We start from the raw sequence: 15,639 nt of genomic DNA on the forward strand, positions 1-15,639 counted from the left end.
GCGTCAGTGCCGTGTTTCCGACAAGTGAGGACGCCGGCCCAGTACCCAGGCCAGGGCCACATGGACCGGCAGCAGCAGCACGATCCACTGCACGTTGTACTGCGCCTGCAGGCTCAGCCAGTGCAGCACCAGCGCGGCTACGGCCTGTACCGCCAGCAGCCACAGCACGATCCTGAACATGCGGCCCGGCACACGTCGGCGCAGCAGGGCGATCGCACCCGGCAGCAGCAGCACCGCCAGCGGCGAGAGCAACAGCAGGTTGCGGTTGGCCCATGCGGCGTAGTGGATGCTGAAGCCCCACAGGAACACCAGCACGCCACCGAACAGGGCGCACAGCAGCCAGAACGGCAGGGCCAGCCCCGCCAGCAGGCGCGGGCGGTTGCGCAGCGCCAGCACGCCAGCGGCGATTACCAGGCCGCACAGCAGCCACGGCCACCAACGGCGTGCGAACTCCTTCGGCTCCGGGTCGATGCGGTGCGGCAGCAGTTCCTGTTCGGACTGCACCAGCGGACGGCCATCGCTGTTGCGTGCCTGGCGCAGTGCATCTGCCAGGCGCATCGGCACGAAGGCTTCCTGCCAGCGCGACAGCGGCTGGTCGGCGAACGGCCCAAGGCCTACATCGAAGCCCAGCCACATCCACGGTGCCGGCGATGCCAGGCGAACCGATTCACTGCGGTAGGTATTGCCACGCGAGCGGCCCGACAGCTGCGAGTGCAGGCCACCGCCGAGTGCCTTGTCCACCGTGTCGCGCACCATCGTCGCGCAGTTGGCGGTGTAGTAGTCGTAGTGGTAGCGCGCGTTTTCCGGCTTGGCCCGCTCGGCCAGATCGGCGGCCAGCGCACGTGCCTGGTCCGGGCGCAGGTCCAGCCACTGCACGCTGGCGCCACGGCCGGTCTCGTCGTAGTACGACAGGTCCTGCTGCAACGGCAGCGCCACCAGGTAATACATCATGTCGCCGCGTGCGAAGCGGCTGATGAAATCGTCCTCGGACGGGTCGAAGTAGCCGAAGTTGTAGGAGGTCGCCTCGCCGCTGACCGGATCAAGCACCACGATGGCGTCATGGCCGAAGCGTTCGAAGAACACCGTGCCCGGCTGCATGGTCACCACGCCGATGCGCGGGGCAGGGGCTTCGGCGTGGGTCGCGGGTACGGCAGGCGCGGCTGCCGCAGGCTGCGCGAAGGCGGCCAGCGGCAGGCCCATGGCCAGCACGCACAGTGCCAGCCACAGCGTCAGGATCAGGCCGCGGCGCTTCAAGCGTCGTCCTGCGCGTCCGGCGGCAGCACGGTCACGTGGAAGGCCTGCACCCGGCGCGCATCGGCGCGGGCCACACGGAACATGAAACGGTCCAGCGCCAGCTCGTCACCGACTTCCGGCAGATGGCCCACGGCCTCGGTGACCAGGCCGCCGATGGTGTCGTAGTCTTCGTCGGAGAACGTCGCGCCGAATCGCTCGTTGAAGTCGCCGATCGGGGTCAGCGCGTCGACCACGTACTGGCCGTCGGACTGGATGGCGATCTGCGCCGAGGGATCTTCAGCTTCGTCATGCTCGTCGTCGATGTCGCCGACGATCTGTTCCAGCACGTCTTCGATGGTGACCAGGCCGGCGACACCGCCGTACTCGTCGACCACGATGGCCATGTGGTTGCGCGACAGGCGGAACTCCTTGAGAAGCACGTTGAGCTTCTTGGCCTCCGGAATCAGCACCGCCGGGCGCAGCAGCTCACGCACGTTGGCCGGGCCGTTGTCGGCAACCACGCCGCGCAGCAGGTCCTTGGCCAGCAGGATGCCAAGGATGTCGTCCTTGTTCTCGCCGTGCACCGGGAAGCGCGAATGGCCGGATTCGACCACCTGCTTCATCAGTTCCAGGAAGGGCGCTTCGACCGGCAGCGAGACCATCTGCGAGCGCGAAATCATCACGTCGCCCACGGTCAGCTCGGCCACCGAAATGGCGCCTTCCATCATCTTCAGGGTATCGGCGGCAATCAGACCCTCTTCCTGCGCGGTGTGCAGGACAGCGACCAGCTCGTCGCGGGTGTGGGGTTCGCCGGAGAAGGCGGAGGTCAGGCGTTCAAGCCAGCCGCGCTTCTTTTCACTGTGCTCCGCGGGGGAGCTACTACTGTCGTCTTCTGACATCTCTGGAAAAAAGGCACCCGGCAGGCCGGGCGTTGGCCCAAGTCTAGCAGGATGTGGCGGCCTGTCAGTTACCGACGCTGCCCGGTCCAGTGATCGGCGGCGGGGCCAGTTCGGGCCGGGGGGCTTCCTCCTCGGGCAGGTCCAGGCTGTAGGTGCAGCCGGCCAGGGTCTTGCCGGGGTGGGAGGCCACGGTGGAGACGCTGAGGATGATCGACTCGATCTGGGCCTCGCCGGTCTTCGGGTCGGTCATATCGCGGCTGACCAGCTCGCGCCCGGCCATGAACTTGCCGTCCTGGTCGTAGCCGGTCTCCAGTTCCAGCTGCTTGGCCAGCGGCCGCGGGTCGGCCTGGTCGAGGACGGCCATGAAGCTGGCGCCGGCCACGGCCACCCGCTCGGTGACTGTGCCAAATACGCTGATCGGCTGGGCCAGGCGGTACTCGCTCATGAACTGGTTGCCCTGCGGCAGCGGCTGCAGGCCCTGGGCCACGGCTTTCAGCGGGTCGGCCAGCAGCGGTGCCAGTGCGGCGTACTCGGCCATACCCTGGCGGCATTCGATCAGCGCCGGCAGGTCCAGGCTGGAGGCGACGGCAGACGGGGCCGCAAGGGCACACAGCAGGGGCAGGCAGCAGCGCAATGACACGAGCGGTTTCCGTGGTCGGGGGCCGCCATCATAGCTCCGGCGAACGCCCGGAAGGCCGGGTGAGAAGGCGCAGGAAGCCGACCATCGCCCGCCGTACGACCATCAGCGACAGGGTCAGCACGACCGCAAGCATGGCGACCTGCATCAACTGCCCCGCGATGCGCGCCACGGTCGGCCACAGGCCCGGGCTGGTCAGCCAGGGCATCAGTTCCGCTGCCGCGATCCTGGCCACTTTCATGTAGATCACGGCCAGCACGAACAGCACCAGCAGCGCGGTGCGGCTGGCATGGAAGAACGGCAGCGCGTTTACGGAGCGGCCCAGACGGCGGTGCAGGATCATTCGCCACAGGACCGGAAGGGTCAGTGCACCCACCAGCACCAGCACCATCGACGTTTCCCACATTCCGGGAAGATGGACCGGCTCGCGTTCGCCGGTGAGATGCGGGCCGATCAAGCCGATCGCCAGCCCGATCAGCAGACAGACGGGCGACAGCAGGGCCAGGCCGCGCAGCAGCCAGTGGCTGCCGGCGGGATCACGGGCGCCGATGCGTTGAACGGCATAGGCACCGAGCACCACCAGGACGGCAAACAGGCTGGCGCCAATCAGAAACGGAATGAAGCTGCCGTGCGAGGTCATCCTTGTTCCTCCGGTTTCTGGCCCCCGGCATGGGGCATTGGGGGCGTTTCCCGCTCAGCGCTCGCCAGCGTACGGATCGGCGATGCCGAGCTCGGCCAGGATGTCACGCTCCAGCTGTTCCATCGCCTCGGCTTCCTTGTCGTCTTCGTGGTCCCAGCCGAGCAGGTGCAGCACGCCGTGCACGGTCAGGTGCGCGTAGTGCGCGTTGAGTGCCTTGCCCTGTTCGTCGGCCTCGCGGGCCACCACCGGTGCGCAGATCACCAGGTCACCGAGCAGTGGAAATTTCACGCCCTTGGGCAGGCCTTCGGGCACTTCGGCCGGGAAGCTGAGCACGTTGGTGGCGTAGTCCTTGCCACGGTAATGGCGGTTCAGCGACTGCCCCTCCTTGGCATCGACCACGCGGATGGCCAGGTCGGCCTCGCGGATGCGGCCCTTCAGCGCAGCGGCCACCCACTTGCGGAAGCTGACGGCCGCCGGCAGGCCGGCACGCGGCAGGGCGTAACTGACGGCGACGTCCAGTCGCACGGGACCACGGGTCATGGAGTTGCTCCAGGTTGGATCTGATGCAGGTCGCGGCGGTCGTAGGCACTGACGATACGCGCCACCAGCGGGTGGCGCACCACGTCGCGGGATTCGAAGAAGGTGAAGCTCACGCCCTCGACCTCGCGCAGCACATCGATGGCATCGCGAAGGCCGGACTTCACATGCTTGGGCAGATCGGTCTGGGTCAGGTCACCGGTGACCACTGCGGTCGAGCCATAGCCCAGGCGGGTCAGGAACATCTTCATCTGCTCGATGGTGGTGTTCTGTGCTTCGTCCAGGATCACGAATGCATCGTTGAGCGTGCGGCCGCGCATGTAGGCCAGCGGTGCGATCTCGATGACGTTGCGCTCGAGCAGCTTCACCACCTTTTCCACACCCATCATCTCGTACAGGGCGTCGTACAGCGGTCGCAGGTAGGGGTCGACCTTCTGGCTCAGGTCGCCGGGCAGGAAGCCCAGCTTCTCGCCGGCTTCCACTGCCGGGCGCACCAGGATCAGCCGCTGCACCCGCGACTCGTTCAGCGCCTCGACCGCGCTGGCTACGGCCAGGAAGGTCTTGCCGGTGCCGGCCGGGCCGATACCGAAGTTGATGTCGTGGCTGGCGATCTGGTGCAGGTAGCGGCTCTGGTTGGCGCCACGTCCGCGCACCGTGCCGCGCTTGACCTTGATTGCCACGTCCTGTGCTTCGTAGGAGCGCTCGGCGATCTGCTCGACATTGGCCTGCGCCAGGCGCAGATGGATGGCGTGGTTGTCGAAGGTGGTCTCACCGGCTTCGGCGTACAGCGCCTCGACCAGCTTCTGCGCCTCGACGATGGCCTCGTTCGGCCCGCTGATGCGGAACACGAAGCCACGGTTGGCGATCTCCACGCCGAGCTTCAGCTCGATCTGGCGCAGGTGGCCATCGAAGGGGCCGCACAGGTTGGCCAATCGCTCGTTGTCTTCCGGCGACAGGGTGAAGTCTCGATGATCGATGCTTTTCATTGCTTTGGGTGGGGCGGAAGCCTTCCACCGCAGTGTATTCAGGGAGGACAAGGGTAGCGCGCGCACGGGGCGCACGGCCAGCAGGAGGGCGATACAGCGTTTTCCACACCCGGTGTGGACGGGAGCTGAGGAAACCTGTGGATAGACCTCTGCAGTGCTTGTGCCACAAGCCTCATGAGAAGGTGGTGAAAAAATCGTCACGGCCGCAAGGGCTCCCGCATCGAAAGGACAAACGCGTCGCAAGGAGGCTACTTCGCAGCGCACTCCGGGATTCATCGTGATGGCAGCGCATGTTCCACTGCCAGGCGAGCAACGGCAGCGTGCCGTGCCGGTTTTCCACACCCGCTGTGGAATGATGCTGAATCAACCTGTGGATAGGTGGCTCAGACCCTTGTCGCAAGGGCTTCGCCACGCCGTGGTGAAAAAACCGTCAGGGCTGATCGGGATCATTGTGGGTGCACGGAGCACATGGCACCGTAGCGCCGTCGCAGTAGGGGCTGGCATGGATATGGGCAACGGCATGCGTCGAATTGGGCTGGTAGGCATCGGTCTGCTGGCAGGGTGTGGGCAGGCACCGCCCATCGCACTGGGCACGCTGGAATGGGACCGGATCACGGTGCCGGCGCCGGCAGCCGAAGTAATCGCCACGGTGGACGTGCACGAAGGCCAGCAGGTCAAGGCCGGCGCGGTGCTGATGCAGCTCGACCCGGCCCGCGGCGACGCGCAGTTCGCTGCCGCTCAGGCCGACACGGCCCGAGCGCAGGCGCAACTGGAAGAACTGAAGATCGGACCGCGCCAGGAGCAGATCGCGCAGGCAAAGGCACAGCTGACCGCATTGCGCGCACAGGCCGCCGAGGCCAGTGCCTACTACCGCCGGGTGCAGCCGTTGGCGCAGCAGCGCCTGATCGCCGCCGCCGAACTGGACCGCGCACGCGCCGCCGCCGGCAATGCCGAGGCCAGCGTGCATGCTGCCGAGCAGGCCTGGCTGGAGCTGGTGCACGGCAGTCGCTTGCAGGACATCGCCCAGGGCCAGGCCACCGCCGAAGCCGCACAGGCACAACAGGTCGTGCAGGGGGTCAATCTGCAGAAGCTGCAGCTGCGCGCGCCACGCGATGGCGTGGTCGATGCCTTGCCGTATCGGCAGGGTGACCAGGCCCCCATCGGCGCACCGCTGGCGGTGATGCTGGTCGGCGAGCGTCCCTACGCGCGTGTCTACCTGCCGCAGCCGCTGCGCCTGCAGGTCACCGTGGGGCAGGCCGCACAGGTGCAGTTGGAAGGGGGCGGCACCGTGCTGAAGGGGCGCGTGCGTTCGATCCGCAGCGAGCCCTCGTTCACGCCGTACTACGCACTGACCGGCGACGACGTCGCGCGCTTGAGCTATCTGGCCGAGATCGAAGTGGACGAGGCTGCGGACATGCAGAAGCTCCCGGCCGGGTTGCCGGTGCAGGTGCGCTTCTGAACACCAGTGAGGACATCGCGGTCCGCGCACGAGGGCTGACGCGTCGCTTCGGCGAACTTCTGGCCGTGGACAACGTCGACCTGACCGTGCCGCGCGGCCAGGTCTACGGCTTCCTGGGCCCGAACGGGTCCGGCAAGTCAACCACCATCCGCATGCTGTGCGGCCTGCTGGAACCCAGCGCAGGGCAGATCGAGGTGCTGGGACTGGCAGTGCCCGAGCAGGCAGAGGCGCTGCGCCGGCGCATCGGCTACATGACCCAGCGCTTCTCGCTGTACGAAGACCTGTCGGTGCGCGAGAACCTGGAATTCCTCGCCGCCATCCAGGACCTGCCGCGCGCGCAGGCCCGACAGCGGATCGAAGCGCTTCTGCAGCAGTACCGCCTGCAGGACCGGCAGCCGCAGTTGGCCGGCACCCTCAGCGGTGGGCAGAAGCAGCGCCTGGCGCTGGCCGGTGCGGTGATACATGGGCCGGAACTGCTGTTCCTGGACGAGCCGACCAGTGCGGTCGATCCGGAATCGCGCCGCGATTTCTGGGAGGCCCTGTTCGAGCTGGCCGACGCCGGTACCACCGTGCTGGTTTCAACCCATTACATGGACGAGGCCGAGCGCTGCCACCGGCTGGCGATTCTCGATCGTGGCGCACTGGTGGCCGACGGCACGCCGGACGAGCTGTGTGCACAGCTGCAAGGCCGCACGTTGCAGGTCACGTCGGTGCAACCGCGTCAGGCCAGCCGCGCGCTGGCCGCATTGCCTGGCGTGCTGAGCGTGGCGCAGATCGGCACTCAGCTGCGCGTGCTGTGCAGTGGGGAGATGGCAGAAGTTGCTGAGCTGCGCCATGCACTGGCCGGTGCCGATCCGCAGGCCAGCATTGAGCCGGTGGCGCCGAACCTGGAAGACGTCTTCGTGGCCGCCACCCGCGGCCGCGGCCGGGAGCCGGCGGCATGAACCTGCGCCGGCTGTGGGCGATCATGCTCAAGGAACTGCGGCAGCTGCGCCGCGACCGCATCACGCTGGCGATGATCGTCGGCATTCCGGTAATGCAGCTGCTGCTGTTCGGCTACGCGATCAATCTCAACCTGCGCCATCTCAACGCCGGTGTCGCCGACCAGGCCAACAGTGCGGCGTCGCGTGCGCTGGTGCAGGACATGGTGGCCACTGGTGTGATCACGCCGCGCAGCGACACCTACACGCCTGATGAGCTGATGCAGGCGTTGCGCCGTGGCGAGATCAGTGTCGGCATCGCGGTGCCGGCCGACTTCGAGCGGCGCCGTTTCGATGGACGCGAGGCGGTACAGGTGCTGGTCGATGGCAGCGACACGGTTGTACAGAGCGCGGCGATCCAGCTGGCGCAGGTGCCGCTGGAGACACGACCGACCAGCAACGCGCGGCCACTACGCGAAGGCAGCATCGCCGGTGGTCCGATCAGTGTGACCAGTTTCTACAACCCGCAGCGGCGTTCGGCAGTGAACATCGTGCCGGGCCTGATCGGGGTGATCCTGACCATGACCCTGGTGATGTTCACTGCCGTGGCGGTGGTGCGCGAACGCGAGCGCGGCAACATGGAACTGCTGATCGCCACGCCGGTGTCACGCAGCGAACTGATGGTCGGCAAGGTGCTGCCCTATGCGGCCATCGGCCTGCTGCAGACTACGCTGGTGCTGCTGCTTGGCACATGGCTGTTCCAGGTGCCGATCCGCGGCAGCCTGTTGGACATCTACCTGGCGGCGGTGCTGCTGGTGCTGGCCAACCTGGCGTTGGGCCTGCTGATTTCCACGCGCGCGCGCTCGCAGTTCCAGGCCATGCAGATGACTCTGTTCCTGTTCCTGCCGTCGATCCTGCTGTCGGGCTTCATGTTCCCGTTCGCGGGCATGCCGCGGCCGGTGCAGTGGCTGGCCGAGGTGCTTCCGCTGACCCATTTCCTGCGACTGGTGCGCGGCATCATGCTGCGCGGGGCCTCGCTGTGGGAGCTGTGGCATGACGCGCTGGCGCTGCTGGCCTTCATCGTGGTGATGATGACGCTGGCGATCCTGCGCTTCCGCAAGCGGCTGGATTGACGTGGCCGGGGTCGGATCCCCACAGGGGCTCTGACCCCAATGATCGGTGCAACGGGTCGGAGCCCCTGCGGGGATCCGACCCTGCCGGTCAGCCCGCGACCACGCGCGCGCGCAGCGAATTGGTCAGCGCTTCGGTGATCACCACGTCCACGAACTGGCCGATCAGCCGCGCCGGTGCCGGGAAGTTCACCGAACGCATGTTCTCGGTCTTGCCGGTCAGCTCGTTCGGGTTCTTGCGCGAAGGACCTTCCACCAGCACGGTCTGCACGGTGCCGACCATCTTCTCGGAGATGCCGGCGGCATGCGCATTGATGCGTTCCTGCAGACGCGACAGGCGTGCGTGCTTCTCGGCGTCGCTGATCGTGTCCTCCAGGTCCGCAGCCGGGGTGCCCGGGCGACGCGAATAGATGAAGGAGAAGCTGTGGTCGAAGCCGATGTCTTCGATCAGCTTCATGGTCTTCTCGAAGTCGGCATCGGTCTCGCCGGGGAAGCCGACGATGAAGTCCGAGCTGATCGAGATGTCCGGGCGCACCGCGCGCAGTTTGCGGATCTTCGACTTGAATTCCAGTGCGGTGTAACCACGCTTCATCGCCGACAGCACGCGGTCGCTGCCGGCCTGCACCGGCAGGTGCAGGAAGTTGGCCAGCTGCGGCACGTCGCGGAATGCATCGATCAGCGAATCGCTGAATTCCAGCGGGTGCGAGGTGGTGAAGCGGATGCGACCGACACCGTCGATCTCGGCGATGGTGCGGATCAGCAGGCCGAGGTCGGCAAATTCGCCGTCGCCATACGGGCCGCGGTAGGCATTGACGTTCTGGCCGAGCAGGTTGATCTCGCGCACGCCCTGCGCGGCCAGCTGCGCCACTTCCACCACCACGTCCTCGAACGGGCGGCTGACCTCGGTGCCGCGGGTGTAAGGCACCACGCAGAACGAGCAGTACTTGGAACAGCCTTCCATGATCGAGACGAAGGCAGAGGCACCGTCGGCGCGCGGCTCGGGCAGGCGGTCGAACTTCTCGATCTCGGGGAAGCTGATGTCCACCTGCGGACGCTTCTGCTCGCGCCGTGCGCGGATCAGTTCCGGCAGGCGGTGCAGGGTCTGCGGGCCGAACACCAGGTCGACGAACGGCGCGCGCTTGATGATCGCTTCGCCTTCCTGCGAGGCGACGCAGCCGCCCACGCCGATGATGACTTCACGGCCCTTGTTCTTCAGGCCCTTCCACACGCCCAGCTGGCTGAATACCTTTTCCTGCGCCTTCTCACGGATGGAGCAGGTGTTGACCAGGATGACGTCGGCGTCGTCCGGGCTGTCGGTCAGTTCCAGGCCATCGCTGGCGGCAAGCACGTCGGCCATCTTGGCCGAGTCGTACTCGTTCATCTGGCAACCGTGGGTCTTGATGTACAGCTTGCCCTTGACCTGGTCAGGCTTGCGCGGACCAGCGGGCAGGGCAACGAGCGGGGTACCGCCCGGCGCGGCGGGCGGAAAGACGTCTGGCGTCCCGGTCATGGCGCTTAATCCATTCGGGTGGCGGGAAAGCGGGCAATTCTACCCGCATCCTGCGCCCCCCGCCGCGCCTGTGTAGAGCCGAGCCCACGCTCGGCTGCTCCTCCATCACCTACGTGGCAGCCAGGCATGGCCTGGCTCTGCTGAAACCCAAGCCGAGCGTGGGCTCGGCTCTACAAGGGGGCGCTGCTTAAGCCGCTGCCAGCTCCGCATCGATCTGACGCGAGCGGTCAAAGGCGGTCATCGCGCTCATTCGCGCGATGTAGTCAGCCGTGGCCGGCGCCGGCTGCACCAGGCCGAAGGCGGTGGTCCAGGCCAGTGCATTGCCCCACAGCACGTCGGCGGCGCTCATCGTCTCGCCGAGCAGATGCGGGCCTTGCGCCAGCTGGGCTTCGATCACCTGCAGCACGGTCTCCGCGTCGTTGTAGGGCGACATCAGTCGCGGCGGCGGCTCGCGATGCATCGCCTTGTCGATCATCGCCGGCTCGAAGCAGGCGCCATAGAAGGCCATCCAGCGCAGGTAGGGGCCGCGCAGGGCGTCGCCGATCGGCGGGGCCAGCCCGGCTTCCGGGTACAGGTCGGCCAGGTACAGGTAGATCGCCACCTGTTCGGTCACCAGGGCGCCGTTGTGGACGATGGCCGGCACCTTGCCCATCGGGTTGATGGCCAGGTAGGCCGGGGCCAGGTTGGCGCCGGCCTTCAGGTCCAGCACCTGCATGCGGTAGTCGGCACCCAGCGCTTCCAGCAGGGCCACGGCGCCGCTCGAGCGTGAACGGGCGGCGTGGTACAGGGTGATCTGGCGTGACGTCATGGCATTGCTCCTTGCGGTGGGTGGTGAACTGGAGGCCATCCTGAGGCACTATTGCGGACGACTTCTGTCCTCGATCCTTCATGCGCCACACCGCCCATCGACTGCTGCGCCTGATCGCCCTGCTGCAGGCCCGTCGCCAGTGGTCCGGCGCCGAACTGGCCGAGCGCATGGGCGTGGACCGGCGCAGCATCCGCCGCGACATCGAGCGCCTGCGCGAGCTGGGTTACCCGGTGCAGGCCTCGGCCGGCGTCGGCGGCGGCTACCAGCTGGGGTCCGGCGCGCCAGTGTTGCCGATGCTGCTGGATGAGGAGGAGGCGACCACCCTGGCCATCGCGCTGCGTGCGGCATCGGCCACCGTCGCCGGAATCGACGACACCGCGCGTGGGCTGCTGTCCAAGCTCGACCCGCTGGTGCCGGCCCGCCGTCGCCAGCAGGCGGGCGAGGTGCATGCAGCGACGGCCACCCTGTCAGATCTTCCGTCCACCGATGCACGGCTGCTGGGACGGCTGGCCCTGCATTGCCGGCAGGCGGCGCGGCTGGCCTTCGAGTACCGCAGCGCGCAGGACGCGGTGACCCAGCGCGAGGTCGAGGCCCAGCATCTGGTCAATTACGGTCGGCGCTGGTACCTGCTGGCCTGGGATCTGGGGCGCCAGGACTGGCGCACCCTGCGCGTGGACCGGATGGGCGCGGTACGCGAATGCTCCGAGCCGGGCATGCACCGACGTACCCCGGCACCGCCGGATGTGATGGTGCGGCAGGCAGTCAGCCAGGCCCCGTTCGCGCTGCAGGCGATCCTGCGCCTGGCCGGCAGCCGCGCCGAGCTGGAAGGGCGCATTCCGCCGTGGTGCGGGGTGCTGGAGGCCGATGGCGCCCACCATTGCCTGCTGCGCATGGGCGCCGAGAGCCGCGGCATGATGCTGGCGCAGATCCTCAGCCTGGACCGCGTGCCGGTGGCGCTGTGGACCACGCCACCAGGCCTGCGCGACGAGCTGGCGCAGCGCTTGGCCGGGCTGGGCCAGGTGCTGGCTGTGGCGCCGGTCACAGCCTGAGCCGCATCGCTTGGCAAGCTCAGGCGAAGCTGGGACACTCGCCGCCATGAAGGGGATACTGGGGACAACGGCGATCATCATCGCTGCGCTGACCGCTGCGCCGGCCAGCGCCGGCAGCCTGTACAAGTGCCAGGGCGCCGATGGCGTCACCAGTTATGTCAGCAAGCGTGTGGCCGGGGCCCGCTGCAGCACCATCAGCTACAGCCGCGATAGCCGCCCGGCACCGCGCCCGGTGGTTTCCGCGCCGAAACCGTCTCCGGCCACCGTGGCCAGCATCGAGCGCAATCCGGTCGCTGTGGCGGCCGGTGTGGCGGCGCCGGCCGTGGTCGGGCCAGCACCAACGCCAACACCTGCAGCTGTTCCGGCGCCCCAGGCCACCCCGCGTGGCGGCCGCATGGTCAGCGGCCAGGTCTATTCCTTCATGAAGGACGGCGTGCGCCACTACACCAGCGCCCGGCCGACCCAGGTGGCCAATCTCGGCCCGGTACGCACCATCCGCTACAGCTTCATGGAGCGCTGCTACGCCTGCGGGGTCAATCCGCGCGTGGACTTCGGCACGGTGCGCTTGAACACCACGGCATTCCAGAGCGAGATCACCTCGGCCGCACGCGAGTTCGGCGTCGACGAGGCGGTGGTGCGCGCGATCATCCATGCCGAGTCGGCCTACAACCCGACCGCGCTCAGCCGCGCCGGCGCCCAGGGCCTGATGCAGCTGATGCCCCCCACCGCCGCCCGCTTCGGGGTTGGTGATTCCTACGATGCCGGACAGAACATCCGCGGCGGCGTGCAGTATCTTGCGTGGTTGCTGAAGCGCTTCAACGGCGATCTGACCCTGGCTGCCGCCGGCTACAACGCCGGCGAAGGCGCGGTCGACCGCCACGGTGGCGTGCCGCCATACAGCGAAACCCAGTATTACGTGCGCCGGGTCGGCCAGCTGGCCGAGCGTTACCGCACCGCCCTGAGTCACCAGTAGGTGCCGCTAACTGGTGGGGTGCCAACCGTTGGTCGGCACTCATTTGAAAGGTAGTGCCGGCCGCTGGCCGGCAACCCCGCACTCAATGTTGTTGCAATGCGTTGTGTGGCGCGCGACGGTTCCGCTACACTCGGCCATGATTCAATGCGGCTCTGGCCCCCACCGGAACCGTTGGCAGCCTTAAAGCTACCTAATCAATATCGGAGTGCCGGATGGCAAACGATGGGGTACACGATCCAGTCAACACCGGACGTCGGCGTTTTCTTTCTGCCACCACAGCCGTGGTGGGCGCCGTCGGCGTCGGATTCACCGCAGTCCCTTTCATCAAATCCTGGAATCCCAGTGCGCGGGCCAAGCTTGCCGGTGCACCTGTGGTGGCCGACATCAGCGCGCTGCAGGAAGGCCAACGCCTGATCGTGGAGTGGCGTGGCCAGCCGATCTGGATCGTCAAGCGGTCCAAGGCCATCCTCGATGCGCTGCATGGGCTGGATGGCCGTCTCAAGGACCCCGAGTCCGGCGAGAAGGACCAGCAGCCGGACTACGTGCTGAAGCAGAATCCCGAGCTGCGTTCGATCAAGCCGGACATTTCCGTGCTGGTCGGCCTGTGCACGCACCTGGGCTGCTCGCCGGAGATGGTCGCCGAGATCCGGCCTGAACCCTACGACCCGCAGTGGAAGGGCGGCTACTTCTGCCCCTGCCACAAGTCGCGCTTCGACATGTCCGGCCGCGTCTTCAAGGACGTGCCGGCGCCGATCAACCTGAAGGTGCCCGCGCACCATTACCAGGACGACAACACCATCATCATCGGTGTCGATCCGCAGGGGGCTGCCTGATGGCCAATATCCTCAGCCGTACCGCCAGCGGCGTGGCCGACTGGGTCAACGCCCGCGCACCGGGCCTGATGCCGGTCTACCGCAAGCACGTCAGCGAGTACTACGCGCCGAAGAACTTCAACATCTGGTACTACTTCGGTTCGCTGGCGCTGCTGGTGCTGGTCAACCAGATCGTCACCGGCATCTTCCTGACGATGCACTACAAGACCAACGCCGCCGAGGCGTTCGGTTCCATCGAATACATCATGCGGGACGTGGAGTGGGGCTGGTTGATCCGCTACATGCACTCCACCGGGGCCTCGCTGTTCTTCATCGTGGTCTACCTGCACATGTTCCGCGGCCTGCTGTACGGCAGTTACCAGAAGCCGCGCGAGCTGGTGTGGATCCTCGGTATGCTGATCTACCTGGTGCTGATGGCCGAAGCCTTCATGGGCTACGTGCTGCCGTGGGGCCAGATGTCGTTCTGGGGCGCCAAGGTGATCATCTCGCTGTTCGGCGCCATACCGGTGATCGGCAACGGCCTGACCGAATGGATCATGGGCGACTACCTGCCCAGTGACGCCACGCTCAACCGCTTCTTCGCGCTGCACGTCATCGCCTTGCCGCTGGTACTGCTGTTGCTGGTGGTGCTGCACCTGGGCGCGCTGCATGAAGTGGGGTCGAACAACCCGGACGGGGTGGAGATCAAGAAGGGGCCGAAGGGCAATCGCTGGTCGCCGAACGCACCGGCCGACGGCATCCCGTTCCACCCGTACTACACGCTCAAGGATGGCGTCGGCGCCGGCTTCCTGCTGATCATCGCCGCCTTCATCATCTTCTTCGCACCTGCATTCGGCGGCTTGTTCCTGGAGCACGACAACTTCACCGAGGCCAACCGCCTGGTGACCCCGGAGCACATCAAGCCGGTCTGGTACTACACCCCGTACTACGCGATGCTGCGGGTGGTGCCCAACAAGCTGGGTGGTGTGCTGGTGATGTTCTCGGCCATCGCGATCCTGTTCCTGGTGCCCTGGCTGGACCGCGCGCGGGTGAAGTCCTACCGCTACCGCGGCGTGCTCTCGAAAGTGCTGCTGGGGGTGTTTGCAGTGTGCTTCGTCTGGCTGGGTGTGATCGGCTCCGGTCCGGGTACCGACGTGCATGAGACCTACATCGGGCGGGTACTGACCTTCCTGTACTTCGCCTTCTTCATCACCATGCCGCTATGGACCCGGTTGGACAGGACCAAGCCGGTACCGGAGAGGGTGACCACCCATGACTGAGCGCTGGATGGTCCGGCTGGCCCTGGCGGCCACCCTGATGCTGGGAAGTTTCCTGGCCTCCGCCGCCGAAGGCGGCACCAAACTGCTGCAGGCCGGCAACGACCTAGGTGACCGCGCATCGCTGCAGCGCGGCGCGCAGCTGTACATGAACTACTGCTCCGGCTGCCATGCGCTGAAGTACCTGCGCTATTCGCGGATGGCGCAGGACCTGGGCCTGACAGAGGAAGAGGTGATGAACAACCTCAACTTCACCGGCTCGGCGATCGGCGACCCGATTCCGGTGGCGATGACCAAGGAGAATGCCGAGAAGTGGTTCGGCAAGATGCCGCCGGACCTCAGCCTGATCTCGCGCGTGCGTGGCAGCGACTGGGTCTACACCTACCTCAAGTCGTTCTATCTGGACAGCAGCCGGCCACTGGGCTGGAACAACGCGCTGTTCGCCAACGCCTCCATGCCCAACCCGCTGTGGGAGATGCAGGGCCTGCAGCACGCCGTGCATGGAAAGCCGGAAGCGCCGGGCATGGACCCGCCGGTGACCGCCCTGCGCATCGACAGTCCGGGCTCGGTCGATGCCGGCCAGTACGACCAGGCAGTTCGTGACATCACCAACTTCCTCGAATATGCCGGTGAACCGGCCGCACTCAAGCGCCAGCAACTGGGCGTGTGGGTGATCCTGTTCCTGGCCCTGTTGACCTTCCTGCTGTACCTGCTGAAGAAGGAATACTGGAAGGACGTTCACTGATTCTGCCGCCGGCCATCGCACGGG

Annotated in this window: 16 protein-coding genes; 8 read left to right on the forward strand and 8 right to left on the reverse strand. The window is 66.8% G+C overall.

Annotation, left to right across the window (positions count from 1 at the left end; translation table 11 throughout):
- Nucleotides 1–3 precede the first annotated feature (3 nt).
- From AC13GA_RS05590 to AC13GA_RS05615, 6 genes are all read right to left on the reverse strand, one after another.
- Complete coding sequence (locus AC13GA_RS05590; RefSeq protein WP_136638781.1) at nt 4–1,254, reverse strand: lipoprotein N-acyltransferase Lnb domain-containing protein; 1,251 nt, start codon at nt 1,252–1,254, stop codon at nt 4–6.
- Entirely contained in the window at nt 1,251–2,132 is an 882-nt protein-coding gene (locus AC13GA_RS05595; protein WP_004151956.1) for a CorC family transporter, read from the reverse strand. The genes AC13GA_RS05590 and AC13GA_RS05595 overlap by 4 nt, the downstream gene beginning before the upstream one ends.
- 64 nt (nt 2,133–2,196) lie before the next feature.
- Nucleotides 2,197–2,772, reverse strand: a complete 576-nt coding sequence (locus AC13GA_RS05600; RefSeq protein WP_482997674.1) for a hypothetical protein — start codon at nt 2,770–2,772, stop codon at nt 2,197–2,199.
- Nucleotides 2,773–2,800: 28 nt separating this feature from the next.
- Nucleotides 2,801–3,409, reverse strand: a complete 609-nt coding sequence (locus AC13GA_RS05605) for a hypothetical protein (RefSeq protein ID WP_136638779.1) — start codon at nt 3,407–3,409, stop codon at nt 2,801–2,803.
- 54 nt (nt 3,410–3,463) lie between these two features.
- Nucleotides 3,464–3,949 carry an rRNA maturation RNase YbeY gene (ybeY, locus tag AC13GA_RS05610; RefSeq protein ID WP_019659039.1) on the reverse strand — a complete coding sequence of 162 codons (486 nt, stop codon included), beginning with the start codon at nt 3,947–3,949 and terminating at the stop codon, nt 3,464–3,466.
- A complete protein-coding gene (locus AC13GA_RS05615; RefSeq protein ID WP_032969420.1) occupies nt 3,946–4,932 on the reverse strand; it encodes a PhoH family protein in 987 nt (328 codons plus the stop codon). The genes ybeY and AC13GA_RS05615 overlap by 4 nt, the downstream gene beginning before the upstream one ends.
- Before the next feature lie 502 nt (nt 4,933–5,434).
- Here AC13GA_RS05615 and AC13GA_RS05620 point away from each other — a divergent pair.
- From AC13GA_RS05620 to AC13GA_RS05630, 3 genes are all read left to right on the forward strand, one after another.
- Nucleotides 5,435–6,391 carry an HlyD family secretion protein gene (locus AC13GA_RS05620; RefSeq protein ID WP_046983331.1) on the forward strand — a complete coding sequence of 319 codons (957 nt, stop codon included), beginning with the start codon at nt 5,435–5,437 and terminating at the stop codon, nt 6,389–6,391.
- 65 nt (nt 6,392–6,456) lie between these two features.
- Nucleotides 6,457–7,335 carry an ABC transporter ATP-binding protein gene (locus AC13GA_RS05625; protein ID WP_482997675.1) on the forward strand — a complete coding sequence of 293 codons (879 nt, stop codon included), beginning with the start codon at nt 6,457–6,459 and terminating at the stop codon, nt 7,333–7,335.
- On the forward strand, nt 7,332–8,444 hold the full coding sequence (locus tag AC13GA_RS05630; RefSeq protein WP_482997676.1) for an ABC transporter permease: 1,113 nt from the start codon (nt 7,332–7,334) through the stop codon (nt 8,442–8,444). Before AC13GA_RS05625 ends, AC13GA_RS05630 begins: the two co-directional genes overlap by 4 nt.
- Before the next feature lie 88 nt (nt 8,445–8,532).
- On the opposite strand, the gene miaB is transcribed toward AC13GA_RS05630, so the two are convergent.
- Together miaB and AC13GA_RS05640 are read right to left on the reverse strand one after the other, a co-directional pair.
- Nucleotides 8,533–9,951, reverse strand: coding sequence for a tRNA (N6-isopentenyl adenosine(37)-C2)-methylthiotransferase MiaB (gene miaB / locus AC13GA_RS05635; RefSeq protein ID WP_136638778.1), 1,419 nt, complete (start codon nt 9,949–9,951; stop codon nt 8,533–8,535).
- A gap of 187 nt (nt 9,952–10,138) precedes the next feature.
- Entirely contained in the window at nt 10,139–10,759 is a 621-nt protein-coding gene (locus AC13GA_RS05640; protein ID WP_482997677.1) for a glutathione S-transferase family protein, read from the reverse strand.
- 80 nt (nt 10,760–10,839) lie between these two features.
- On the opposite strand from AC13GA_RS05640, the gene AC13GA_RS05645 reads away from it, so the two are divergent.
- From AC13GA_RS05645 to AC13GA_RS05665, 5 genes are all read left to right on the forward strand, one after another.
- Nucleotides 10,840–11,808, forward strand: a complete 969-nt coding sequence (locus AC13GA_RS05645; protein ID WP_046983327.1) for a helix-turn-helix transcriptional regulator — start codon at nt 10,840–10,842, stop codon at nt 11,806–11,808.
- 46 nt (nt 11,809–11,854) lie between these two features.
- Complete coding sequence (locus AC13GA_RS05650) at nt 11,855–12,781, forward strand: lytic transglycosylase domain-containing protein (protein WP_136638776.1); 927 nt, start codon at nt 11,855–11,857, stop codon at nt 12,779–12,781.
- Nucleotides 12,782–12,993: 212 nt separating this feature from the next.
- Nucleotides 12,994–13,614 (forward strand): ubiquinol-cytochrome c reductase iron-sulfur subunit, encoded by a 621-nt coding sequence (gene petA / locus AC13GA_RS05655; RefSeq protein WP_004151998.1) that lies wholly within the window; start codon nt 12,994–12,996, stop codon nt 13,612–13,614.
- Nucleotides 13,614–14,873: a cytochrome b gene (locus tag AC13GA_RS05660; protein ID WP_428709153.1), complete on the forward strand. Its 1,260-nt coding sequence runs from the start codon at nt 13,614–13,616 to the stop codon at nt 14,871–14,873. Before petA ends, AC13GA_RS05660 begins: the two co-directional genes overlap by 1 nt.
- Nucleotides 14,866–15,615 (forward strand): cytochrome c1, encoded by a 750-nt coding sequence (locus AC13GA_RS05665; RefSeq protein ID WP_482997678.1) that lies wholly within the window; start codon nt 14,866–14,868, stop codon nt 15,613–15,615. The genes AC13GA_RS05660 and AC13GA_RS05665 overlap by 8 nt, the downstream gene beginning before the upstream one ends.
- Nucleotides 15,616–15,639 lie beyond the last annotated feature (24 nt).

This window comes from Stenotrophomonas sp. 22DLJC03 (assembly GCF_056861405.1).